We start from the raw sequence: 23,609 nt of genomic DNA on the forward strand, positions 1-23,609 counted from the left end.
GCACTGATTACATCGTGTGTACAGCATGCGTATCAGCGGGTTCAGCAAACCCGGTCATGCGGATGGCGCAGATTTCCGGCGAACCAGAACGGCGGATCAGCGAAGGCTGTCCGAACGATCGGACTCTTCCTCCGCCGGCTTGCCGCCGCTCGGGTACTCCTCGGCAAGATCCGCATATCGGTCGACCAGGTCGTCGTAAGGGTCTTCGTAGGGCTGCTCCGGCGTTTCCGCCGCCGCCCCCTCATCCTCAGCGACACCCAGCTCTGCCCGTAGCTGCTCAAGGTCGGTGTGGCCGGAGTCGTACTTCAGCCTCCGAGCGACCTTCTGCTGCTTGGCCTTGGCTCGGCCGCGCCCCATTGGCTCGACCCCCTCAACGATTGGGTTCGGACAAACCCCAGATCACTAACAAAACCGCAATGCCGGGCTGACGGCCGTCACCGCACTGACGACAGGCGCCAGCTTACGTACGGATACAACCGTACCCGGTTTGGGCCGGACCTGCCTACGCCGCCCGCGCCTAACAGGCACCCCGACCGGCTGGAGCGGGGCCGAGGCCGCAGCGGCGCGCAACGCCGGCATCGGGCGCCCACCCGATGCGCCCCGTGCCGCCGCGCCGCCCGGCCGCACGCGGCACGGTGGCGGCCCGGTTGTTGTCGCAGGATTCCCGGCCGAGCCGGAGTTCAACCGGAACGACGGGAAACCCCCTGTATAGCCAACCAACGCACGGGACACCACCGGTGTTCCCACTCCGCATGCCGCCCTCCGCGATCTGTGCCACTATGCGTGCGTGCTGCCCTACACCGCCTATCTGCGCGTCTACCAGCCCCTCGTCGCGTTCTCCAACCGCGAAAAGGCCTACTGGAGGGCCTACGCCGCGTCGTCGCAACGCCCCCGGCGCAGCCACGCGGTGGCCGCCGAGCACAGCGAGAGCCTGGGCCGGCTGGTGGCCACCCCGCCCATACCGGTCCCCGAACGCGAAAGCCGCGACGCGTACGTGCGGCGCCTGGGCGGCGAGGTCTACATCTGCCCCTGGCAGACCCGGTTGCGGTCCTGGTTGGGACTACGCGACTTCCGCGCCGAAACCCCGGTGCGGCTGAGCACCGCCTTCATGCCCGAAGGGGTGGCCGCGGCCGCCGAGGACCGCTTCGAGCGGTGGCGCGAGCGCGGCGAGCCGATGCGCACCCAGATCCTCACCAGCACCTGGACGGTACCGCTGCCGTGGTTCGCGGCCTTCGACTCCGATGAGCGCTGCCTGGTGCTGGGCGACGAACACGAGACCGCCGAGGCCGCCCGCTCGGACCCTGCGCACGGCGCCCGGGCCTGCCACCCGGCCGGCGGCGGGTCGGCGGCCGCGCCCCGGGCGCTGCTGTACGTGGCCCGCATGCCCGACGCCCGCCGCCGCCTGGAGCGCACGATCGCCATCCTGCGCGAGCACGTGGGCGACAGCCCGGCGCTGTCGTCGGCCGAACAGCTGGAGGACTGGCTGCTGGGCGTGGCCCATCCCAGTGCGCTGCTGGAGCTCGACTACGGGGGCCTGGTGCACCTGGTCGACGACGAGCGGCTGCGCCAGGACCAGTCGGTCGCCGAGGTGTCGGCGGCCCTCACCGGCCTTGAGACCGGCCAGCAGGAGCTGACCTCGGCGATGTACCAGCGGGTCACGGGCCGCTGGAAGGAGATCCAGGCCCTTGAACACGCCAACTGAGGGTCACGGCTTCCCCACCTGAATCGCGGGGGTGTTTCATCCCCACCGCGCTCCCACGCCACGCCGAACGCCAACCTGGCGGCCAGGTTTCTTACCCAGCGCGGTCGTGCCATCGCTTTCTGACAGGCGGATATGTCCGGACGACCTTCACAGTTGGCATCAACTTTGTCGAAACTGGGCATACCAGTCCATAGAGATCGACATACACTGTGTTGAGCCGGTCACCGACTGCACTCTGCGTAACCGGAAACCCGGGCCACGCCGAGGATGTACGTGACACAGGAGAGCCGTCGATGAGAAAAGACATGTACCTCGATCGCGCGGCCCGCACGCGCGAAAGACCTGGCCAGGACCGGGCTTTCGGCTTCCGCCGCAGCTCGCCGCACGGGTTTCAGTCCGGCCGTCTCTAACACTTCCGGTCCACCGGATCGAGAAAAACAGGGCCGGAGAACGAAGTTTTGACCGAATACGCCACATGCCACTAAACGTGTCGCTAGAATCACTCAGCGTGACGCGACGCATGGGCGACTTTGGGACCTCCCATCCGACAAAGTCGCGGTAAGTGGTCGCGTAATCACCTCGGGTGATGCCAATATAGACCTACGAGGGCAATATTGGACATCCGGGCCAAGTGCCAGGATAAGGCTCAGGATCGGCACACAGATCCAGGAGGAGAGGCCGTACACATGTCAACTCGCACGCCCGAGGCGGAGCCCCTGTTGACCCCTGCCGAGGTTGCCACCATGTTCCGCGTGGACCCCAAAACCGTCACGCGCTGGGCTAAGGCGGGCAAGCTGACCTCGATTCGGACTCTGGGTGGCCACCGCCGCTACCGCGAGACCGAGGTTCGCGCTCTGCTGGCTGGTATCCCCAACCAGCGCTCGGAGTGATCTCCCCCGGCTTGTGCCGTTTCCGGGGGGACCGGGCGGGGGGCGCGCAGCCACTCCCTGCCATCTGAGGGCGGGCCGCCGGGCGGCCCGCCCTTCTCAATCTTCGGTTTTCCGCTTTCCGCATCGGCGCCCCCGCTCGGCACCGCACACCGCCGCCGCCGGGTGCGGTCCAGCCCCGGACCGCACCCGGCGCGGCCCGACCCTGCATCGTCCCTGCTGTACCGGGGTGGCAGGCTTTGCCGCCGGACCCCCGCTGTCGGTATGTTCACGGAGGAACCGGCGAAGCGCCGCTCCGCAACGCCGCACACAGTGGGCGCCAGCGCCCGGCCACGCGGGCCGACACACGCCGGGAGGGAAGCGACATGAGGGACATGCGCGCCGGCCCGACCGGATTCCACGACGTGCGCGAGACCAACCTGGGGGTGGTCCTGCGGGCGGTCCGCACCCGCGCCCCCTGCTCGCGCGCAACCGTGGCAGCCGCCACCGGGCTGAACAAGACGACCGTGTCCAGCCTCGTCGCCGACCTCATCGCCCGCGGCCTGCTGCGCGAAACCGGCGAATCCGCTGAACGCCGGGTCGGCCGGCCCGGCGTGATGCTCGCACTCGACGACCTCACCATCGCCGCGATCGGTGTTGAGGTGAACGTCGACTACCTGTCGGTGGTCGCCGTGGACCTGCTCGAACGCGACCTGGTCACCCGCCACATCGCCTTCGACGCCCGATCGGCCGGGCCCGACTCCTGCGCCCGCCGCATCGTCGCGGCCGTGGAATCCGTGGTGGCCGATCCCGCACTGCGCCACCGCACCGTCATCGGGCTCAGCGTCGCGGTCCCCGGTCTGGTCGACTCCCCGTCCGGGGTCGTCACCCGGGCGCCCAACCTCGCCTGGCGCGGGACTCCCCTGCGCAGCCGGCTGCAGGAACTGATGACCGCGGCCGACCTGGCACCGATGCCCGTCCTCGTCGACAACGACGCCAACCTCGGCGCGGTCGCCGAATACCGCAGCGGCCACCTCGCCCGCACCGGCGACCTCGTCTACATCACCGGCGAGGTCGGCATCGGCGCGGGCGTGCTCACCAACGGCGAACTGCTGCGCGGCTCCGCCGGGTTCGCCGGCGAGATCGGCCACGTGCACATGCTCGACCACGGCCCGCTGTGCGGTTGCGGCCGCCGCGGGTGCCTTGAGGCGCTGGCCGGAATCGAGGCCATCCTGCGCGCGGCACTGCCCGACCGCTTCCCCGACGGCACACCCGCCCGCGCCGGTGTCGGCGGGCTGGTGGGCACGGCGGTCGAACGCGCCACCGCCGGCGACCCGGCCGCCGTCGAGGCCCTGCACGGGGCCGGCACCTGGCTGGGGCGGGGCGCGGCGATGCTGGTCAACTTGGTCAACCCCGGCGCGGTCGTGCTGGGCGGCTACTTCGTACCGCTGGCGCCGTGGCTGCTGTCCTCCTGCCGGGCGGCGGTACGCGAACTCGCCTTCGCGCCCGACGCGGGCAACTGCGTGGTCGATACCTCCGAGCTCGGCCTGAGCGCGGCGGCGCGGGGCGGCGCCATGGCGATGATCGACGCAATGGAGAGCGGCCGGCTGCCGCTGCCCCCGCCGCAGCAGGAGCAGGAGCGGGAGCAGGAACATGCCGCCGCTGACGAAGGCCCGTCCCGCACCTGACCGCATGCCGCCGGCGCGGGCGCTCGCCCGCGCGTCGGCGCGAGCGGGCGACCGCGTTGCGGGCACCGGGTCGGAGGTTGCGGCCCGGTGGAGGTTGCGGGCGGCAGGCCCGGTAAGGCTTGGAAACCCGCTGGGAGCCGCGGGCCGCCGGTTCGGACGGGCGGGTTGGGAAACGTTGGGAAACTAGGAGACGACGTGCCCCTGCACGTAGCCGTCGCGCTGCTCCCATTGCAGGTAGCGCTCCGCCTCGCCCATTAGGCCGGTGGCGAGCCAGACCGCCACCCCGACATCGTCGGCCAGGCCCAGCACGGGGATGAACAGCTCGGGAACAAGGTCGATGGGTGAGGCGATATAGGCGATCGCCAGGACGAACATCACCAGCCGCGGTGCGGTCAGGCCGTCGTAATTCCCGCGCAGGCGCGACCCGAGCAGGCGCGGCAGCGCCGAAACGCGCTCCCACACGCCCGGAGAACCCGGCCCGGAACTGCTGTGCACGGCCTGCCACGCCGCGGCACCGGCGGCGGCGCGATTGCTCTTGCGCATTGACTTCACCTCGGCATCCGTGTGGCTCGGAGATCCGGCCGACGCGGCGGACCCGCGCGGCAGGGTCGGATCTCCGTACTACTCACGATATGACGCGACCAAAGCGGCAAAGGTTCCTCGGACAGGCTAGGTTGGTCTGCGCCCCGCCCCCGAAGGCAAGGACCCGTAGACCATCATGCGCACCAGAACCGGCGTACTGGGGATGATGCCGCGGATCGCCCCCCTCACCGCGGCGGCGGTCCTCGCCCTCAGCGCTTGCAGTGCGGTGGGCGGAGGCGGCGCACCCGCCCCTTCCGCAGCTCCCGCACCCGGCGACCCCGGCACCCCCCGAGCCTCGGCAACCGACGGCTCCGGCGGCGGTGGCGAACCCGACACGTCAGACACGTCAGAGGGGCCGCTGGCAGGCAAGACGATCGCCATCGACCCCGGACACAACGGCGGCAACGCCGATGCCCCCGACACCATCAGCGAACTCGTCGAAGCCGGGCACGGAAGCAAGGCCTGCGATACCGTCGGCGCCGAGACCGACGACGGCTACTCCGAGCACGCCTTCAACTGGGACGTCGCCAAGCGGCTGCGCGACCGCTTGGCCGAGGACGGCGCCGAGGTCGTGCTCACCCGCGAGGACAACAAGGGCGTCGGCCCCTGCATCACCGAACGCGCCGAGATCGGCAACGAGGCCGGCGCCGACGCCGCGATCTCCATCCACGCCGACGGCGGGCCGCCCAGCGGGCGCGGCTTCCACATCATCGCCCCGGGCGAGCTGGACGGCTATACCGACGACATCGCCGAGCCCTCGCACCGCCTGGCCCTGGACCTGCGCGCAGAGTTCGCCGAGGGCACCGGCCAGCCGCGGGCGGATTACATCGCCGACGAGGGCCTGGATGTGCGCACCGACCTGGGCGGGCTGAACCTCTCCGACGTCCCCAAGGTGTTCCTGGAAGCCGGGAACATGAGCAACAGCACGGACGCCGAACAGTTCGCCGACCCCGACTGGCGCGAGAAGGCGGCCGAGTCCATCGCCTCGGGACTCACCCGTTTCCTGACAACGGGGAAGGCGGGGGACGGCGGCGGTGCGGACGGCACCGGCGGGTGACCGCCGGCCCGGCATACTGGGCGGATCGGGCGCGGCCGGGCGCAGGTTGCCCCAACCCCGCGGCGCGGCCGGCTCCGATTCTTTGCCCACACCCCAGCACGGAATCGGCACAATGTAGCCATGCCTCTGAATCCGGCTGATATACGAAACAAGCGGTTCAACACGGTGCGCCTCCGCCCCGGGTACAACGAGGACGACGTCGACGCACTGCTCGACCGGGTCGAGGCCACGCTCGCGGGCCTCCAGGGCGGCCCCCGCACCGGGGCGCCGTTGACGGCCGCCGAGGTCGAGGGCTCGAAGTTCCGGACCACGCGGCTGAGTTCGGGCTACGACGAGGACGAGGTCGACGCCTTTCTCGACGTGGTCGCGGCCGAACTGCGCCAGCACGGGCTCGACAGCGCCGCCGACGCGTACTGGCCGAGGCACCACCCCGCCCAACCGCAGCCCCCGCACACCATGACGCCGCCCGGCGGACCGCACCCGCCCGGCGCACCCGGGCCCGCAGGGCATCCCGGTCCTCCCGCCGCTTCCCGCCCGGGCGGCGGTTCCGGGCCACCCCGGCATGGTGTTGCGCCCGGACCACCCGGTGCGCCCGGACCAGCCGGAGGGCCACCGCCCCACCCGCACCCCGGCACGGTCGGTCCCCCGCCCCCGCCTCCGCCGGCCGGCCCGCCGCCCTCGGCGCGGAACGGACGGCGGCCGCTGCGGCCCGAGGACATCCGCAACCAGCAGTTCTCCACCACCCGGCTCACCACCGGCTACAACGAGGACGAGGTCGACGCGTTCCTGGACACCGCCGAGGCCACCCTGGAGGCGTTGATGCACGGCATGCACGAGCGCGCCGCGTTGACCGCCGCCGAGGTCGACCGCGCCCGGTTCTCGACGACGCGGGCCAGGCCGGGCTATGACCCCGCGCAGGTCGACGCGTTCCTGGATTTCCTCGCCGAAGAGTTCCGGTACTACGAGGAGACCCAGGGGCACCGGTAGCCCCGGCGGGTACCCGGTGGCCGAAGCCGGGTGCACTCCGGCGGTGGGCGCGGACCCGCCGCGCTCCCGCCGGGCCGCCTGCGTGTGTGTCCCGCGCCGCCCCCGCGCTGTCCGTCGCGAAAACGGTTGTACCGAAAGGCCGCGACCTACGGACACGCTCAAATTTCCGCGAGTTCCATCCGATACGGAAAGTAATATGCGATAACTTGACGTGCAGATGCGTGTCGCGGGCCGCAACGGCGGCACGGAGGAGGGCAGCACCATGACGCACACGACGGCCTCCAACGACGGCCAGCGCCGCCTCCCACCGCATCGGAGCCCGGTCCGGCCGCGCTCGGCCGCCGGAAGGGCCTCCGCTGCGCAGCGGCGCCGGGAACCGGAATTGCGCGCGTCCCGGGCGGCGGGCCCCGGGCGCGCACCGCTGCGCCGGGCGCCGGGCGCCGCGGGAACCGGTCCGGAAACCGACGGCACGGTGCTGACCGAGCCCCTATCGGTCGCGCGGAACCCATGGGAGTGGCCGCTCACTGCGGCCGCGTTCGCGGTGACCGCCTGCGTGCTCGCGCTGGCCGTGCACACCCTGTTGACGGCCGAGGGCATGGCGTGGTGGGTGGCCGCGCTCGTGCTCGCCGGGCTCCCGGGCGGCTGCTGGGTCAGGCGCGGCCTGCTCCTCGCCGAACAGCGGGCGCAGTCGGTCCGCATCTCCCCGACCCAGTTCCCCGAGGCCGAACACGCCATCCGCCGCATGAGCGCGCAAATGGGGCTGAGCAGCGCACCGGACGCCTACGTGTGCCCCAGCACCGGCCGCCTGCGGGCCTGGGCGTCCGGGCACGGAACCCGCAGCTACATCGTCATCTCCAGCGACCTGTTCGAATTCGGCGGCAGCCTGCGCGATCCCGCGGCGCTGCGCTTCCTGGTCGCCCACCAGCTGGGCCACATTGCAGCCGGCCACACGTCCTACCTGCTGCGCGCCGGAACGGCGGCGGGCCGGCTGGTGCCCGTGCTCGGCGCCTCGCTATCCCGGGCGATGGAGTACACCGCCGACAACCATGCACACGCGCACTGCCCCGAAGGCGTGCACGCCGTCCGCCTGCTGGCCGGCGGCGGGCACCTCTATCCGCAGGTGAACATGAGCGAGATGGCCGAGCGGGCGCGCACCGACCGCGGGCCGTTCCTGTTCCTGTACAACCTGCTGTCCAGCCGCCCCTCGAATACCAGGCGCATGGCCGCGATCCGCGACCGCACGCGGCCCGGGCAGGTGTTCCTGTGACCTTTGCTCCGCCACCGGGCTACGGGCTCTGCGGCCGGGGCCGGGCATCGGGGCGCAGGCCCGCAAGGAACAGGTCGGCGAAGTAGGCGCCCACGTCGGCACCGCTGAGTTCGCCCTCGGCGTGGTACCAGGTGCTGAGATGGTGCACGGCGCCGAAGAACTGGGTGACGGCGAGGTCGGCGGGCACGTCGGTGCGGAACACGCCCTCGCTCCGGCCCTCTTCGATCAGCCCGCGGAAACGCTCGTGGTACTTGCGGCGCTCCTTGCGCACGGCGGCCCGGCGGTCGGCCGAAAGCATGTGCAGGGACCGGAAGAAGATCCGGGTGTCGTCGAGGTTTTCCACAGTGGTGTGCACGACGTCGACCGCCGCCTGCCGCAGCCGCTCTTGCACGGGCCCTTCAGCGTCGGCGAACCCGTTCAACCGGTCCATCTGCATCGACAGCACGCGTTGGTAGACCGCGAACAGCAGATCGTCCTTTGAGGCGAAGTAGTGGTACATCGCCCCCTTGGTGACCCCGGCGGCCGCAACCAGCTCCTGCACGGAGGTCCGTTCAAAGCCCTGTTCGGCGAAGAGCCGGGTGGCGGCCGAGAGCAGCCGGTCGGGAACCGCGAGCCTGCGGTCGGGCGCGGTGGCCGAGTCCTGTCGGCCGTCCGTCTTCTGCATGCGTCGTCCCGTCTTCCGGTCTGCGGCTTTGTAACAGCCGCTTCCAGCATAGGTATACGGACCGGCCGGCCGCTCGGTGCCGGATCGGGCTCCGCGGCGACTGCGGCCCCGCGGGCACCATCGCGCGACACGCCGAACGGCCGTCGCCGCCGGAACATCCGGGCGGCGGGGTGCGGCGGAACACTCGCAGGTCACCAGGGTTTCGGCACGCACCGAACCGGGGCACAGCGGTGCACGCACCGGCGGCGGAGCCGACGCTACCCGTAGGGTGTGCGGTGCGTCCGCCGCGGGCCGCGCGCCCGCGGATACCGGCCGGTCGCGTGCGCAGGCATGCCGGATACGCCTAGCCGGACGCACTGGCAGTGTTCGCCGGCATTCCCCGGCACTCGCCGGTACTCGGCGGCGGTCCTGTCGGCGGCACGTGCCGCCGGCGCCGCGGCGGCGGTTCCGAACCGGGGACCGCGCGGCCCAGGCGGACCGTGTGCGCGCTGGTCACGTCCTGGCCGGTGGATGGCCGGGTCGCCGGATGCGGGCGACACGGGTTTTCCACACCCCATGCGAACTCGAACACTTGTTCGATACAGTGGCCGGGTGAGTCTCTACAACGAACGGATCGACGTCAGATCGACCACCGGCGGCCACCCGGCATTTTTTGCCTGGCGCGACCGCACCTACCGCATACGGCGCATCATCGGTTCCTGGGCCAGCCCGGGCGACGATCCCGCGCCCCGCGGCGGGCAGGCCACGGCCACCGATGTGCGGCTGGTCCGCGTTGCCGCCGAATCCCAGGACGGCGACCTCAGCATCGCCGATATCACCTGCGACAACTCCACCGGCCACTGGACCATGCGCCGCCTGTGGGCCTGATCCCGCCACCCGCGTCCGGCCCGCCCGCCGCCCGTGCGCCCGTTATGTCGGTTTTCCGTTGACGATCTGCAGGAATGCCCATCTCAGCTTTGATTTTTTGGGCATTTCCGCAGGGTCGGCCGCCCGCCCCGGCCGCCCGCGGCATGCGGGCAGCCCCGATCGACCAGGGCTTAGGGCTCCTCGTAAAAAGCGGCACCCTCTTGGCGGGCGTGGCCGATGCGGCGCATGATCCGCTCGTTCATCGGCGGCAGGCGGTCGGGGGCGAACCAGCCGACTTCCAGCGACTCCTCGTAGTCGGGCCGGGCGTGTCCGCCCACCGGGCGGCAGCGGAACGTGATGTCGAGGAACTGCACCCGGTCGCCGTTCTCGTAGGTGAACGGCGGCTCGGTGACAACACTGGCGACCCGTTCGGGCACCACATCGACACCGGTCTCCTCGGCGACCTCGCGCACCAGCGCGGCGGCAGGCTGCTCGCCGGGCTCCAGGATGCCGCCGGGGGTGCTCCAAGAACCGTCGTCAGCGCGGCGGTGCAGCAGCACCTCACCCGATTCCGCGATGACCACGCCCGTCACACCGGTCAGCCAGATCAGGTCGTGGCCCACGTGCTTGCGCAGGCGCAGGATGAATTCGGGTGTGGGCATGGCACCGACATTACCCATGCGCCCGAACCCGCGCCCGGCCTCAGACCGTGACGGGGCGCACGTAAACCAGCGAGAACCGCCAGAAAAGCAGGCGCCGCACGCGGGCTCCGGGCAGCTCCTGCTCAGCGGAAGCGCGGACCTCGCGCAGGCCCATCGCGGGTTCGCGCACCGGCATGCCCGGCTGCCGCGCAGGCGAGGGATCGCTGATCCCGGTGACGGCGCGGGCGGCATACAACCCCGCGCCGATCGCCCACTGCGGTACCAAGGCGGCAGCGCTGGTGGCGTGGTCGGCTGCGGTCTGCTCGCGGTAGAGGCCGAGAACCGCGAGCACACCGCCGGGAGCAAGGCCGCGGGCCAGGGCGCGCGCCGACTCGGCGAAATCCATGTGGTGCAGGCAGGCGATCGCGGAGATGAAATCGTAGGTGCCCGGCGCGATCCCGTAGTCGGCCAACGCCGTGCGGGCGTAACGGATGCCAAGCCGCCGCGGGGTGCGCCGGCGGGCCTGCCCGATCATGGCGGGGTCGGGGTCGATCGCCTCGACCCGGGCCGAGACCCCGGCGAGGCGGCGGGCGAAGCGCCCGGCGCCGCAGCCGATGTCGAGGGCGCGCACGCAGTGGCCGGGCACATGCCGCAGTAGGTGCTCGTGGTAGTGGACATTGTGGTTCCACGACAGGTCCACGCCAAAGGCTCCGAGTCAGGCGCAGGACGGGTATCGGATCGCGGGGCACCGCGGCCGCCCCGGATGACCGGGGCGCCGCAGCACACCGCAGCGCGGTCGGCCATGGGCCGGGCTGGATCAGCCCGCCTGCTGCTTGCTTTCGAGCAGTTCCATGGCGTTGACCGCCGCCGAAACGGAGTTGTGGACCGGAACCTGCCGGTGCAGTCCGACAAGGCGGACGACCTTGGTCACCCGCTCGTTCGGTGCGGCCAGCGCAAGGCTGCCACCGTGCTCCTTGACGGCACGGTAAGCGCTGATGACGACGTTCAGGCCGCTGGAGTCCATGAACTCCAGCCCCGTCAGGTCGAGGATCAACCACGGCCCGTGCTTGTCGATGGCGGATAGGACATGCTCGTGGAGGTCGTCGGCGGTCGCGATGTCGAGGTCGCCCTCGATGCTCACGATCACGCTGTGGTGATCGACCCGGGTGCTCAGCCCAAGCCTGTGCACGTTCACTCCTCCCAGCCCCACGTGTCGATGAGGGGTCCCCTTGCTCACCCTACGGAAAACAGCGGATTTCGGTAGGGGTCCATCCGCGTTCCCTTGCGGCGGCGGCCTGTGCGGGCGGGCTGCGGAGCGGCCGGCGCCGGTGAACGGGGGCCGTGGGCGCCGACCCCCTGCTCCCGTAAGTCTGTGACCACATACGGTATTAGGCCTGCGGCCCGCCGGGAATGCCGTCGCGGAAGTATTTTCTCCACATGCGGGCGCTCCAGACCCGCCACCATTGTGGTCTGTTTCACTGCGGGCGTCCACCGCCGTGTCAGCGGGATTCCGGCGCCTGTGATGAATCGCGCCCTTCGCCCGAATCGTTCGGGGCGGCGCCCCGGCCGGTGGGCGGGCCGGCGGGGTCGCCGCCGGCCGACCCGGTGCCGCCGCCGGCGAACTCGGCGAGGATCTGCTCAGCGGCCAGGGTGGCGGTGAGCTCGCCGGAGCGGACACGGGCCTCAAGCCGCGGTGTGTCCTCGCGCACGCGCGGGTGCGCCAGCAGGGAGTCCATGAGGCGGTCGCGCACCTGCGCCCACATCCAGTCGACCTGTTGGCGGCTGCGGCGTTCGGCGAGCTCACCGGCGTCCTCAAGCGCGCTGCGGTGGTCGAGGATGCGCTGCCAGAGGTCGTCGAGGCCGTCGCCGGTGAGGCCGCTGCAGGTCAGCACGGGCGGACGCCACGCCGGGTGTGCGGGCTGCAGCAGCCGCAGCGCGCGGGCCAGCTCGCGGGCGGCCTTGCGGGCATCGGCCCCGTGCTGGCCGTCGGCCTTGTTCACGGCCACCAGGTCGACGAGCTCCAGCACGCCCTTTTTGATGCCCTGCAACTGGTCGCCGGTGCGCGCCAGGGTCAGCAGGCAGAAGCAGTCGACCATGTTGGCGACCGCGACCTCGGACTGGCCCACCCCCACGGTCTCGACCAGCACGACGCCGAATCCGGCAGCCTCCATCAGCACCATGGTTTCGCGGGTGGCGCGGGCCACCCCGCCCAGCGTGCCCGCCGTGGGCGAGGGCCGCACGAACGCCTGCGGATCGACCGCGAGCCGGGCCATGCGGGTTTTGTCGCCGAGGATGCTGCCGCCGCTGCGGGTGGAGGAAGGGTCGACCGCCAGCACCGCCACCCGGTGGCCGGCTGCGGTCAGCCGGGTGCCCAGGCTGTCGATGAACGTGGACTTGCCCACGCCCGGAACACCGGTGATGCCCACGCGCTGCGCGCGGCCGGCGTGCGGCAGCAACCGCACGAGCAGCTGCTGGGCGAGTTCGGCGTGGTCGGGCCGGCGGGATTCGACCAGGGTGATGGCGCGGGCCAAGGTGGGCCGGTGCCCGGCCAGCACCCCCTCGGTGTAGGCGTCGATGTCGATCGGGCGGCGGCTCATCCGGATTCCGGGGTGTGCGGCGGCAGGGTCGGCAGCGGGATCGGCGGCGGGGCGGGTGCCACTGCCATCAGCCGTGGCCGAGATCGGAATCGAGGGTGTCGAGCAGGCCGACCGCGGCCTCGGCGATGACCGTTCCGGGCGGGAAGATCGCGGCGGCGCCGGCTTCGCGGAGCGCGTCGTAGTCGGCCGCCGGCACCACGCCGCCCACGACCACCAGGATGTCGGAGCGGTCCAGTGCGGCGAGTTCGGCACGCAGCGCCGGGACCAGGGTCAAGTGCCCGGCCGCCAGCGACGAGACGCCGATGATGTGCACGTCGGATTCGGCGGCCTGGGCCGCGACCTCGGCCGGGGTCTGGAACAGCGGTCCCACGTCGACGTCGAAGCCGAGGTCGGCGAACGCGGTGGCGATGACCTTCTGTCCGCGGTCGTGGCCATCCTGGCCCATCTTGGCGACGAGGATGCGCGGCCGGCGGCCCGCGTTCTCCGCAAAGGCGCGAACGCGGTCGGCCACGGCGGACATGGCCGCCTCGGCATCGGGCGACGATCCGGCTTCTTCGCGGTACACACCCTGAATGGTACGGATCTGCCCGGAATGGCGACCGAAAACCCGCTCCATGGCGTTGGAGATTTCGCCGACGGTGGCCTTGGCGCGGGCGGCGCAGACCGCCGCAGCGAGCAGGTTGTTCTCAAGGCCGGCCCCGCCGGAGGGGGCGGCCGCCGCCGCGCTGAGGCGGTCCAGTGCCTGCTGCACCGCGGTGTCGTCGCGCTCGGCGCGCAGCTGCTCGAGTTTCGCCAACTGCTCGGCGCGCACCCGGCTGTTGTCGACCCGCAGCACGTCGATGTCATCGGCGGTCTCGGGCCGGTACTTGTTGACCCCGACGACCGGCTGGCGCCCGGAGTCGATGCGGGCCTGGGCGCGGGCGGCGGCCTCCTCGATGCGCATCTTGGGGATACCGGCGTCGATGGCGGCGGCCATGCCCCCGGCCTGCTCGACCTCGTCGATGTGGGCCTGCGCGCGCTCGGCGAGCCGGGCGGTGAGGTTCTCGACATAGAAGCTGCCGCCCCAGGGGTCGATGACCTGCGTGGTACCGGACTCCTGCTGCAGCACGAGCTGGGTGTTGCGGGCGATGCGCGCGGAGAAATCGCTGGGCAGCGCCAGCGCTTCGTCCAGCGCGTTGGTGTGCAGCGACTGGGTGTGGCCCTGGGTGGCGGCCATGGCCTCGACACAGGTGCGCGCCACGTTGTTGAACACGTCCTGGGCGGTCAGGGACCATCCCGAGGTCTGCGAGTGCGTGCGCAGCGACAGCGACTTGGGGTTGTCCGGCCCGAACGAGCCCACCAGCCCGGCCCACAGCCGCCGCGCCGCCCTCAGTTTGGCGACCTCCATGAAGAAGTTCATGCCGATGGCCCAGAAGAACGACAGGCGCGGCGCAAACGAGTCGACGTCCAGGCCCGCGCGCCGGCCCGCGCGGATGTACTCGATGCCGTCGGCCAGCGTGTAGGCGAGTTCGAGGTCGGCCGTGGCCCCGGCCTCCTGCATGTGGTAGCCGGAGATCGAGATGGAGTTGAACTTCGGCATTTGCCGACTGGTGTAGGCGAAGATGTCGGAGATGATCCGCATCGATGCCTGCGGCGGGTAAATGTAGGTGTTGCGGACCATGAACTCCTTGAGGATGTCGTTCTGAATGGTGCCCGCCAACTGCTCGGGCGCCACCCCCTGCTCCTCGGCGGCGACGATGTACAGCGCCATCACCGGCAGCACCGCGCCGTTCATGGTCATGGACACGCTCATGCGGTCGAGCGGGATTCCGTCGAAGAGCTGCCGCATGTCGTAGATGGAGTCGATGGCCACCCCGGCCATGCCGACATCGCCGGCCACGCGCGGGTGGTCGGAGTCGTAGCCGCGGTGGGTGGCCAGGTCGAAGGCCACTGACAGCCCTTTCTGCCCGGCGGCGAGGTTGCGCCGGTAAAAGGCGTTGGACTCCTGGGCGGTGGAGAACCCGGCGTACTGGCGGATGGTCCAGGGCTGGTTGACGTACATGGTCGGGTAGGGGCCGCGCAGGTACGGGGCGATGCCGGGGTACTGGCCCTCGATGCCGAGGCCTTCGCGGTCGGCCGGGGTGTAGAGCGGCTTGACGCCGATGCCCTCGGGGGTCTCCCACTCAAGGGCGTCGGGGGTCTTGCCGGTGGCGTCTTCGACGGCGCGCGCCCATTGGGCTGCGGTGGCGGCTGCGCCGGGGGCGGCGGTGTTTTCGGGCGCGGCGCCGGGGTCGGTGGTGGCAGCGGGTGCGGCAGCGGCGCCGGGGCCGATGCGGCTGAAATCGGGAATCATCGGGCTACCCCCAAGGGCTCGTGCGGATCCGGCGAGCGGCTGCAGGAGTCGCGCCCGGCGCGGTGCGGGCGGCCGGGCTCGGGCCGCACCGCTTGGGCGGTCGGCCCCGCGTGGGCCGCCTGGGCCGGGCCGCGTCCGGCACAGCGGAGACCGGATTTCATCGGGCCACCCCCAGCACCTCGTGCAGCTCTGCCAGCAGGCCGAGCGCATCGCACCCGGAGAAGCAGAAACGGTCGACCTGCGCATCGTCGGGAGCGGTTTCGGGCCGGCCGGCCAGCAGCACCGTTTCGGCGCCGGCTTCCTTCAGCGCGGCGGCGGCCGCGGCGGCGTGCTCGGTATAGCCGGAGTCGCTGCCGCACAGGCACGCCACCCGCGCCCCGCTGCGGCGGAAACCGGCCACCGCATCGGCGGCGCCGCCCGCGGAGTCGCCGCCCGCGGTCTCGATGCCGCCGGATCGCAGCAGGTTCCGGGCGAACGCCGCGCGAGCGGTGTGGGCGGCCACCGGCCCCAGCGTGGCCAGGAAAACCTGCGGGCGCGCGCCCGTGGCCGCCAGGTGGGTGTCGGAGCGGTCGCGCAGGTCTTCGAAGTCCTGGGCGTAGCGCCGCGGCGGCAGCGCCGCCGAGCCCGCCGCGGGCACCGCTGCGGGTTCGGGCGGTGGTTCGCGCCGGATCGGGGGTTCGTCCAGGTCGGGGAACTCGGTGACACCGGTGATGGGGTCGCGGCCGCGGGAGATCGAGTGGCGGCGGCGCTGCCACATGTCGTCGACCCGGGCGGCGACCAACCCGCTCGACAGCGCCGCGGCCATGCCGCCCGCGGCCTCGATCTCCTGGAAGAACGTCCAGCCGGCGGCGTGGAGGTCGGCGGTGAGCCGTTCGACGTAGAACGACCCGCCCGCTGGGTCGACGACCCGGGCCAGGTGGGATTCCTCGGCCAGCAGGGTCTGGGTGTTGCGGGCGATACGCAGCGAGAAATCGTCGGGCAGGCCCAGCGCGGAGTCGAAGGGCCGCACGGTGACGGTGTCGGCGCCGCCGGTGCCCGCGGCAAAGCAGGCCAGCGTGGTGCGGATCATGTTCACGTGGGGGTCGCGGCGGGTGGCCATGGCCGCCGAGGTGACCGCGTGCTGGCGCATGGCCGGGCGTTCGGCGGCCCCGAGTCCGCAGACCTCAAGCACGCGGTTCCACATGGTGCGGGCCGCGCGCAGCTTGGCGATGGTCGCGAACTGGTCGGCGCCGGCGGCGAAGCGGAACTCGATGCGCCGCGCGGCATCGGCGAGGTCCATTCCGGCGCCGGTCAGCGCCCGCAGGTAGGCCACCCCGGCGCCCGCCGCCGCCCCCAGCTCCTGCGCCGGCGAGCCGCCGGCGTCGTGGTACGGCGTGGAGTCGGCGGTGACCAGGCGCAACCGCGGGTGGCGCGCTGCGAGACCCGCTGCGGTACGCGCCGCGCCGGCGAGGTCGGCCGGTTCGCCGGTGCGCGCGGCCACGGTGAGCGGGTCGATGCCCAGCCCGCCGGCGACCGCGGTATCGGGCAGCCCGCGGTCGCGCCAGAGCGCCGGCAGTTCAGCGGCGGCGGCCGGGTAGTCGGCACCGGGGTCGAGGGTGACCGGCGCGAGATCGAGGTGGACATCGGCGAGCACATCGCCGAGGGCGCCGACGGGGATACCCGATGCGCCGTAGACCAGCCACAGCGTGTCGACCCCGTTCTCGAGGTCGGCGAGCACCGCCCGCCGCGCGTGCTCGGGCCGGGGGTCGCGGTGCTGCTGGCGGACCTCCCACCCCCCGGCCACGGCGCCTTCGGGCCGGCCGCCGCGGGTGAACGGCGCCAAGCCGGGGTAGCCGGGATCGGCGGTGCCGGCGGTATCGGCGGCGGTGTACAGCGGGCGCAGCACGATGCCGTCGTAGGTGGCCGCGGCCAACGCGGCCTCGGGCGCGGGATCGGCGGGATCGGCCGCGGCACCGGTTTTCTTCAGGACCCCGGCCACGAGTTCGCGCCACTGTTCGAACGTGGCCTCGGGAAAGTCGGCGGCAGCCGCCGGACCGGCGACGCCCTGCCCGTACGAGGTCGGCGGACCGCTTTCCGGAGTTTCCATACCTTGGATGTTAGGCAATTCCCCCGCCCGCGGTCGCGGCCGGGGCGAAGTCTGGGGAAAACTCGGAGGCAGCACCCGGACAGCTTCTTCACCGGCCGCCGGCCGCCCTGCCGGGCCTGGGGCGTCCTCGATCGTCCGCGGCGGCTCCCTCAGCGTACGGCCGCCGACTCCTGCACCACGCACCCGGGATCGTCCAGCCACACCCGCTGACCTTCGCGGGTGGCCGTAAGCCCGAACCGTTCGCAACGCGGTCTTCCCGCCTCTTCCCAGTGTTCCCGCGCCACGTCGACCGCGGCTGGGGCGAGGCCTTGCCCGTGCAGCGGCATAAAGGGCGCCGGCCCGGCGAAGCGGCCGCGGGCGCTACCGTCCTCGCCGACGGTGAGGACGACCAACGGCCCGTCCGGGTGGAACGTCGGTGCCCACGGGACGACAATGAGCCCACCGGGCCGGGTCTGTGCCACCCATGGATACGGCAGGGTGTGCACGGCAGCGGTTGCGACCACCCGGTCATACGGGGCACCGGGCGGATGGCCGCGGGCTCCGTCGCCGGTGACCACCTGCACCTTGCAGTCGGCCGCGTCCAGTGCTGCGCGGGCGTGCGCAGCAAGTCCGGCATCCACCTCGACCGTGGTGACCGCACCAGGCCCGACGATGTGGGCCAGCAAGGCCGCATTCCACCCGGTGCCGCTGCCGATCTCCAGCACCCGCATGCCCGGTTGCAACTCCAGGATGTCGATCATGCGAGCCATGGTGCGCGGGTCGCTACTGGAGGAGGCCGACGTGTAGCCGCGTCCGGTCGCCGGGTCGAGGATGTGCGCGGGAGCCCGCGGATCAGGGGCGATGGCGGTGACCACGGGCCGGTCGGACCGGACGTGCGAGCGCCAGGTGTCCGGGTCGTCATCGCGGTGCAGCGGGGTCGGCCACCCGGTGTCCTCGCTGCGCACGTAGATCGTTGCGGGGATGAACGGTTCCCGATCGACAGCGGCAAACGCCTCGCTGGAGGTCATTGTTTCCCCGATCCGCTGCAGGCCCAGCACCGCTCCCAGACGACGTTACCGTCGTCGGATTTGTTCCACCCGCCGTTTCCGCTGCATACACCGCAGTCGACTTCCTTCTTGTGCTTTCCCATGCCAGTTCCCTCCGGTCACCAAGACGGTAACCAGACGACTGCGCAGCGTCAGCAGAATGACCGAGTGCGGCCACCTGGCGACCCGGTAGGGCGCCGCTCTGCACCCGGAGGCCGGGTCGGCGCCGTCACCCGATACCGCCGCCGCACGGCAGGAAGGCCCCCGGCTGGCGATCGGATCGCTGCCGGGGGCCTTCCGCATTGCATTGCCCACGCATTTCCCGGTCCCGGAAATACCGGTCGTCAGGGGCGCGGCGGCGGTGCAATCGCGCCGGACGTCCGGGGGCGGCCGGGCTTCGGCGGCGGCGGTTCTATGGAGTCGGTGCCCTTGCCGGGACTACTAGCAGGGCTTCCACTCGGTGATCCGGTCGTTGATCCAAGCAGGGATGTCCCGCTGAATGCCGGGACCAAGCAGCATGTAGCGCCCGTCGCTCCGATAGAGGCAGACCATGGTGTCAGTGCGGTTCCACATTGAACTCGCCTTTTTGTCCATGTAGCCGACCATATTGTGGGTCGGTCCGCCGTAGACCATGGTGCCGTTGCCACCGGAGTGCTCCCAGGCACAGACCTGGCCGGCGGGGCATTGGTTCCAGTCGGCATTGGCCGTTCCCGCCGTGGCGACCATGGCCCCTGCCGTGCATGCGATCGTGACCGCTCCGGTGGCCAGCATCTTCTTGAGTTTCAATTCAACCCGGCTTCCACTTCTGGGTATTAGAATATCTAAGATATCGCACTATCGTGGCGAATCAATTGTTCGAATGCCGAGTAGCGGCGCCGATTTCCCGCCTCCACATCGGCTCCGAAGGGTGGAAATACTCCCGTGGGACGACTGTTCCGCGCGTACCATACCCCCTCCCTCAGGGGCCGGCGAACGCGTCCGGCGCACCCACCGGTATGGCCGGGCCGTTAAAAAACAGGACCTGCAGCGCAGCACGGGTACCACGAAATTCAAAGTGGTTCGGAAACAGCCCCGCGGAAATAAGGTTTACACAGGTCAACGGCTTTCGCGGCTTGCCGGATCCCTTGCGGCGGCACCGCCTCCGCGGATTGATCGCGCGGCCCCTGGGGCGCGTTCGGAGCCGCTGCCGAACCGGACAAGCGCCTGCGGGGACCGGGCCGGTGCCCGCAGTGGTCAGCTGCTCGGAGTCGGGGTCGCGGTGGGCCCGGTGGGCTCGTCCGCGGGGGGTGCTTCAGCGGGCGGGAAGACGAAGCGCTGGCGGTTGCGGACGATGATGCTGTAACCGTCGGTGGTGGCCGCCTCCACGTAGGCGTTCAGCCCCTCGGCCGCGACGTCCTTGTCCGCGGCGTTCAGGACCACCTGGTCCGACGCGGATCCGTCGGTGCCCGCGGTGTCGCCGTAGATGTAGCCGCCCATGGCCAGGGCCGGGGTGATCGCCTGCTCGGACTCGTCCTCGAACCGCCAGCGGACCTCGCCCGCCACCAGGTCGACGGCGATCAGCGGGGTTGCGCCGGTCGCCTGGGGCAGCAGCAGGGTGCCCGTCCGCGGCTCGTAAAGGGCTCCCTGCAGCGGGGGCGGCGCGAACTCGCCGCCGCCCGGGTTGGCACCGGGCTCGGCGAAGCTCCACAGCAGGTCGCCGGTGTGCAGGTCGAGCAGCGACAGCACCGACCGCTGCTCGGGCGCGCTCCAGCGCACCAGGACCGCAGGGCCGGTGGGCGGGTCCTCGGCACCGCCGGCGCCGTCGGTTTCCGCAGCGTCCTCGCTGCTTCCGGTGCTTCCGGCACCGGCGCCCTCCCCCTGTTCCGGCGGCGGTGAGGCGCTCCCGCCGGCGCCGGGTGTCGCGTCCGCCGTCTCGGAGGTGTCCTCGCCCGTGCCGCCGGTTTCGTGGTCGCCGGGGATGTCGTAGGTACCCACGACCTGGGCGCGGGGCCGCTGCACGTCGGTGCCGCCGGCGAGGTCGGGATCGTCGCCGGCGATGCTCCACAGCAGCTCGCCCGCGTTTTCGGCGCCGATGCCGCGCGCTTGGAGCAGCCCGGCGCCGTCGTCGAGCAGCAGCACCCCGTCGCGGGCCGCGACCGGCACACCGTTGCGGTCGGGGTCGGGTTCGGTCGGGGACTCGGCGGTGTTTGCGTCCTCGTCCTCGTCCTCGCCATTGGCGCCGTCCGATGCGCCGCCGCCGGGTGCGGGCGCCGCAAAGGTGTAGTCCCACAGCTCTTCGCCGCCCGGGTCAAGGACGGTGTAGTCGCCGTAGGGGTCGTCCGCGCTCCAACCGGCGGGGCGCCGCACCACCGCGCCGCCGACGAACGACTCCCGCCGGCCCGTACCGCGCCACACGGTGTCGCCGTCGGCGCCGATCACCTCGGTGCCGCCGCCGCGGCCGTCGACGAGCAGCACCTGCGAACCGTCGGCGCCGGTCCCGAACCGCTGGATCTGGCGCCTGCCGTGCCACAGGGTCTCGCCGTCCTCGGCGCCGACCAGCACGTGCCGCTCCTTGCTGTTGGAGCTGATGAGGAACGCGTCGCCCACTGACGAGATGCGCACGCCCATGTCGTCGCCGAGGATGGCGGGCCCCGCGCCGCCGGGGCCGTGCAGATGGCGCAGCGGTTCTCGGCCGACGCCCGGCGGGACTTCGCCCGTGAAGGAGGTGGGCAGCGGCCGCGGCGAGTCCTGCGGCCGGTCCGGTTCGCCGCCGGCCGTGCAGGCGGTTCCCGCGACGAGCAGCGCCGCCCCCGCAGCCGCAGCCGCTGAAAGTGGCGCCCGCCGCCAGGTGCGCATGGCCGGTCACTCCCTACGACGACATCAGGTACCGGAATCCTAGAACGCCGCCCCCGCGCCGACACACCCGCGGCCGGACCGGACTCGGCTCACTCCGCGGCCGGATCGACCTCGATGGTCATCGTGCCGCCGGCCTCGTACTGCGCCCTGCCGCCGGAGACCTCGGCCAGCCACGCGCCGAACCCGGCGAGAGCCGGTTCGGCCACGGCAATGTCGATGGCCACGCCCGCGCCGTAGCGCACGTCCTGCACCCGGTAGGCGGAATCGCGCAGGTCGCTCTCCAGCTTGCCCGCGAGCACGTAGTCGGCGCCGACCGTGACAATCCGCAGTGTGCGCCGCTCCAACTCGCCGACCTCGTCGAGCGCGGCGGCCACCGCACTGCCGTAGGCGCGGATGAGCCCGCCCGCCCCCAGCTTCACGCCGCCGAAATAGCGGGTGACCACTGCAGCGGTGTCGGTGATGCCGCGGTGCCGCAGTACCTCCAGCATCGGCACCCCCGCTGTGCCCGCGGGTTCGCCGTCGTCGCTGGAGCGCTGCACCCGCCCCTCGGCCCCGACCACATAGGCCGTGCAGTTGTGCGCCGCGTTCCAGTGCAACCGCCGCCGTTCGGCGATGAACGCGCGCGCCTCGTCGTCGCTCCCGACCCGGGCCAGGGCGCAGACGAACCGCGACTTCTTGATGTGCAGCTCGTGTTCGCCGCCGCCGCTGATCGTTCGCATGTCCGTTTCGATCCTAGGCGGTCGACGGGCGGGTGGCCGCGGGCGGACCGCCCGCGGCCACCGCGCCTACAGCGAGAAGACCCAGAACGCGATCCCGTACATCGCCGCCATGATCAGCACCACGGCGATTGCGTTCAGCCAGATCCCCGCCTTCACCATCTGCCCGATGCGGATGTAGCCGGACCCGAAGGCGATGGCGTTGGGCGGGGTCGCCACCGGGAGCATGAAGGCCAGCGAGGCCGCGAGAGCGGCGGGCACGACCAGGAGCATGATGTCCATGCCCAGGCCGACCGCCACGCCCGCCAGCACCGGAATGAAGATGTTGGCGGTGGCGGTGTTGCTGGTCAGCTCGGTCAGCAGCAGCACCAGGGCCACCACGATCAGCACGATCAGCCACGCGGGCACCCCGCTGAGCAGGCCCACGCGTTCACCGATCCAGTTACTCAGCCCGCTCTCCTCGAACTGCACCGACAGCGCGATGCCGCCGCCGAACAGCAGCAGGATGCCCCAGGGCAGCTCCAGCGCGGTCGGCCAGTCGAGTGCGGCGACGCCCTTGCGCGGCTTCACCGGGATCAGGAACAGGGCCACCGCGACGGCCATCGCGATACCGGCGTCGGAGATGTTGGCCAGCCACGGCAACGCATCGCCGATGAGGGCGGTATCGGCCAGCAGCGGGATGCCGACCCAGGACGCGGCCGCGCATACGAAGACGGCGAGCACCGTCCACTCGCCGCGCGACATCGGCCCCATCTCGTGGAGCTGGTCGAGGACGAGCCGGCGCCCGCCCGGCAGGGTGCGGATCCCGGGCGGGTACACCAGGCGTGTCAGCACCAGCCAGGCGACCACCAGGAACACCGCTGCCAGCGGCAGCCCCACCATCATCCACTGGCCGAACCCGACCTCGATCTGGTGGGTCTGCGACAGGTACCCGGCCATGAAGGCGTTGGGCGGGGTGCCGATGAGGGTGGCGACCGACCCGATCGAGGCGGAGTAGGCGATGCCCAGCATGAGCGCCGTCGCGAAGTTGGCGTCGCCCTTGCCGTCGCCGAGCTGGTTGACCAGGCCGAGCACGGACAGGCCGATCGGCAGCATCATCACGGTTGTTGCCGTATTGCTGACCCACATTGTGATGAACGCGGTCGCCAGCATGAACCCGGCGATGAGCATCACCGGGCTCGTGCCGACCGCCGCCACCACCGCCAGTGCGATGCGGCGGTGCAGGTTCCACCGCTGCATCGCCATGGCCAGCATGAACCCGCCCATGAACAGGAAGATGACGTCGTCGGCGTAGGGCGCCGCCACCTCGGCGATGTCGGCGCCGATGAGCACGGGGAACAGCACCAGGGGCAGCAGCGCCGTCGCCGGAAGCGGGATCGCCTCGGTCATCCACCACGCCGCCATCAGCGTGGCGACGGCCGCGGTCACTTTTCCGGGATGGTCCAGCGAGTCGGGTAGGAGGAAGTAGACGGCCAGCGCGAGTACCACCCCCGCGACCAGGCCTATCCTCTTGCGCGACAGGCCGGTTTCGGCCTCGGCGCTGTCGCCGGGAGCGGCGGATGCGGTGCCGCCTGTCGCCCGGTCCGCCCCGGGTGGGGCGGGGGCCGGCCCGGGCTCGTCTGGTGTTGCCATGGAATGTCCTCGGATCAGTCACGCACGTGTCCTGCTTCACCCGATTTCTACCTTTGTCCCGTAGCGCGAACCGCCTGGGGAGTATC

General features: G+C 71.6%; 21 protein-coding genes. 7 read left to right on the forward strand and 14 right to left on the reverse strand.

What is annotated here, in order from left to right:
• Positions 1-96 precede the first annotated feature (96 nt).
• On the reverse strand, positions 97-357 hold the full coding sequence (locus tag ACYVD5_RS01990; RefSeq protein ID WP_460999104.1) for a DUF3073 domain-containing protein: 261 nt from the start codon (positions 355-357) through the stop codon (positions 97-99).
• 430 nt (positions 358-787) lie between these two features.
• On the opposite strand from ACYVD5_RS01990, the gene ACYVD5_RS01995 reads away from it, so the two are divergent.
• The 3 genes from ACYVD5_RS01995 (at position 788) to ACYVD5_RS02005 (ending at position 4,256) form a co-directional block, all read left to right on the forward strand.
• The gene (locus ACYVD5_RS01995) at positions 788-1,702 is read left to right on the forward strand and encodes a hypothetical protein (RefSeq protein ID WP_460999105.1); all 915 of its coding nucleotides are present in this window, start codon (positions 788-790) and stop codon (positions 1,700-1,702) included.
• 686 nt (positions 1,703-2,388) lie between these two features.
• The gene (gene bldC / locus ACYVD5_RS02000; protein WP_017621302.1) at positions 2,389-2,592 is read left to right on the forward strand and encodes a developmental transcriptional regulator BldC; all 204 of its coding nucleotides are present in this window, start codon (positions 2,389-2,391) and stop codon (positions 2,590-2,592) included.
• Between the two features lie 362 nt (positions 2,593-2,954).
• Positions 2,955-4,256, forward strand: coding sequence for an ROK family protein (locus tag ACYVD5_RS02005; RefSeq protein ID WP_460999106.1), 1,302 nt, complete (start codon positions 2,955-2,957; stop codon positions 4,254-4,256).
• A 183-nt stretch (positions 4,257-4,439) separates the two neighbouring features.
• On the opposite strand, the gene ACYVD5_RS02010 is transcribed toward ACYVD5_RS02005, so the two are convergent.
• Positions 4,440-4,799, reverse strand: coding sequence for a YkvA family protein (locus tag ACYVD5_RS02010; RefSeq protein WP_460999107.1), 360 nt, complete (start codon positions 4,797-4,799; stop codon positions 4,440-4,442).
• A gap of 175 nt (positions 4,800-4,974) precedes the next feature.
• Between ACYVD5_RS02010 and ACYVD5_RS02015 the strand changes: the two genes are divergently transcribed.
• The 3 genes from ACYVD5_RS02015 (at position 4,975) to ACYVD5_RS02025 (ending at position 8,149) form a co-directional block, all read left to right on the forward strand.
• The gene (locus tag ACYVD5_RS02015) at positions 4,975-5,895 is read left to right on the forward strand and encodes an N-acetylmuramoyl-L-alanine amidase (RefSeq protein ID WP_460999108.1); all 921 of its coding nucleotides are present in this window, start codon (positions 4,975-4,977) and stop codon (positions 5,893-5,895) included.
• Positions 5,896-6,015: 120 nt separating this feature from the next.
• Complete coding sequence (locus ACYVD5_RS02020; protein ID WP_460999109.1) at positions 6,016-6,882, forward strand: DivIVA domain-containing protein; 867 nt, start codon at positions 6,016-6,018, stop codon at positions 6,880-6,882.
• A 262-nt stretch (positions 6,883-7,144) separates the two neighbouring features.
• Positions 7,145-8,149, forward strand: a complete 1,005-nt coding sequence (locus ACYVD5_RS02025) for a M48 family metallopeptidase (protein WP_460999110.1) — start codon at positions 7,145-7,147, stop codon at positions 8,147-8,149.
• A gap of 19 nt (positions 8,150-8,168) precedes the next feature.
• Here ACYVD5_RS02025 and ACYVD5_RS02030 read toward each other — a convergent pair whose 3' ends face one another.
• The gene (locus ACYVD5_RS02030; RefSeq protein WP_460999111.1) at positions 8,169-8,813 is read right to left on the reverse strand and encodes a TetR/AcrR family transcriptional regulator; all 645 of its coding nucleotides are present in this window, start codon (positions 8,811-8,813) and stop codon (positions 8,169-8,171) included.
• 591 nt (positions 8,814-9,404) lie between these two features.
• Here ACYVD5_RS02030 and ACYVD5_RS02035 point away from each other — a divergent pair.
• Positions 9,405-9,680: a DUF6504 family protein gene (locus ACYVD5_RS02035; RefSeq protein WP_460999112.1), complete on the forward strand. Its 276-nt coding sequence runs from the start codon at positions 9,405-9,407 to the stop codon at positions 9,678-9,680.
• Positions 9,681-9,850: 170 nt separating this feature from the next.
• On the opposite strand, the gene ACYVD5_RS02040 is transcribed toward ACYVD5_RS02035, so the two are convergent.
• From ACYVD5_RS02040 to ACYVD5_RS02090, 11 genes are all read right to left on the reverse strand, one after another.
• A complete protein-coding gene (locus tag ACYVD5_RS02040; protein ID WP_460999113.1) occupies positions 9,851-10,321 on the reverse strand; it encodes an NUDIX hydrolase in 471 nt (156 codons plus the stop codon).
• 40 nt (positions 10,322-10,361) lie between these two features.
• Positions 10,362-11,000, reverse strand: a complete 639-nt coding sequence (locus tag ACYVD5_RS02045) for a class I SAM-dependent methyltransferase (protein WP_460999114.1) — start codon at positions 10,998-11,000, stop codon at positions 10,362-10,364.
• A 117-nt stretch (positions 11,001-11,117) separates the two neighbouring features.
• Complete coding sequence (locus ACYVD5_RS02050; RefSeq protein WP_460999115.1) at positions 11,118-11,489, reverse strand: STAS domain-containing protein; 372 nt, start codon at positions 11,487-11,489, stop codon at positions 11,118-11,120.
• A 310-nt stretch (positions 11,490-11,799) separates the two neighbouring features.
• Entirely contained in the window at positions 11,800-12,897 is a 1,098-nt protein-coding gene (gene meaB, locus ACYVD5_RS02055; protein ID WP_460999116.1) for a methylmalonyl Co-A mutase-associated GTPase MeaB, read from the reverse strand.
• A 67-nt stretch (positions 12,898-12,964) separates the two neighbouring features.
• The gene (scpA, locus tag ACYVD5_RS02060; protein WP_460999117.1) at positions 12,965-15,229 is read right to left on the reverse strand and encodes a methylmalonyl-CoA mutase; all 2,265 of its coding nucleotides are present in this window, start codon (positions 15,227-15,229) and stop codon (positions 12,965-12,967) included.
• Positions 15,230-15,386: 157 nt separating this feature from the next.
• Entirely contained in the window at positions 15,387-17,315 is a 1,929-nt protein-coding gene (locus ACYVD5_RS02065) for a methylmalonyl-CoA mutase family protein (RefSeq protein WP_460999118.1), read from the reverse strand.
• Between the two features lie 149 nt (positions 17,316-17,464).
• On the reverse strand, positions 17,465-18,322 hold the full coding sequence (locus ACYVD5_RS02070) for a methyltransferase domain-containing protein (protein WP_460999119.1): 858 nt from the start codon (positions 18,320-18,322) through the stop codon (positions 17,465-17,467).
• Positions 18,323-18,781: 459 nt separating this feature from the next.
• Entirely contained in the window at positions 18,782-19,126 is a 345-nt protein-coding gene (locus ACYVD5_RS02075) for a peptidase inhibitor family I36 protein (protein ID WP_460999120.1), read from the reverse strand.
• A gap of 447 nt (positions 19,127-19,573) precedes the next feature.
• Positions 19,574-21,175 (reverse strand): hypothetical protein, encoded by a 1,602-nt coding sequence (locus ACYVD5_RS02080; protein WP_460999121.1) that lies wholly within the window; start codon positions 21,173-21,175, stop codon positions 19,574-19,576.
• Between the two features lie 89 nt (positions 21,176-21,264).
• Entirely contained in the window at positions 21,265-21,894 is a 630-nt protein-coding gene (locus ACYVD5_RS02085) for a YigZ family protein (RefSeq protein WP_460999122.1), read from the reverse strand.
• Between the two features lie 66 nt (positions 21,895-21,960).
• Complete coding sequence (locus tag ACYVD5_RS02090) at positions 21,961-23,523, reverse strand: SLC13 family permease (protein ID WP_460999123.1); 1,563 nt, start codon at positions 23,521-23,523, stop codon at positions 21,961-21,963.
• Between the last annotated feature and the right edge of the window lie 86 nt (positions 23,524-23,609).

It is taken from the genome of Streptomonospora sediminis, from assembly GCF_054778995.1.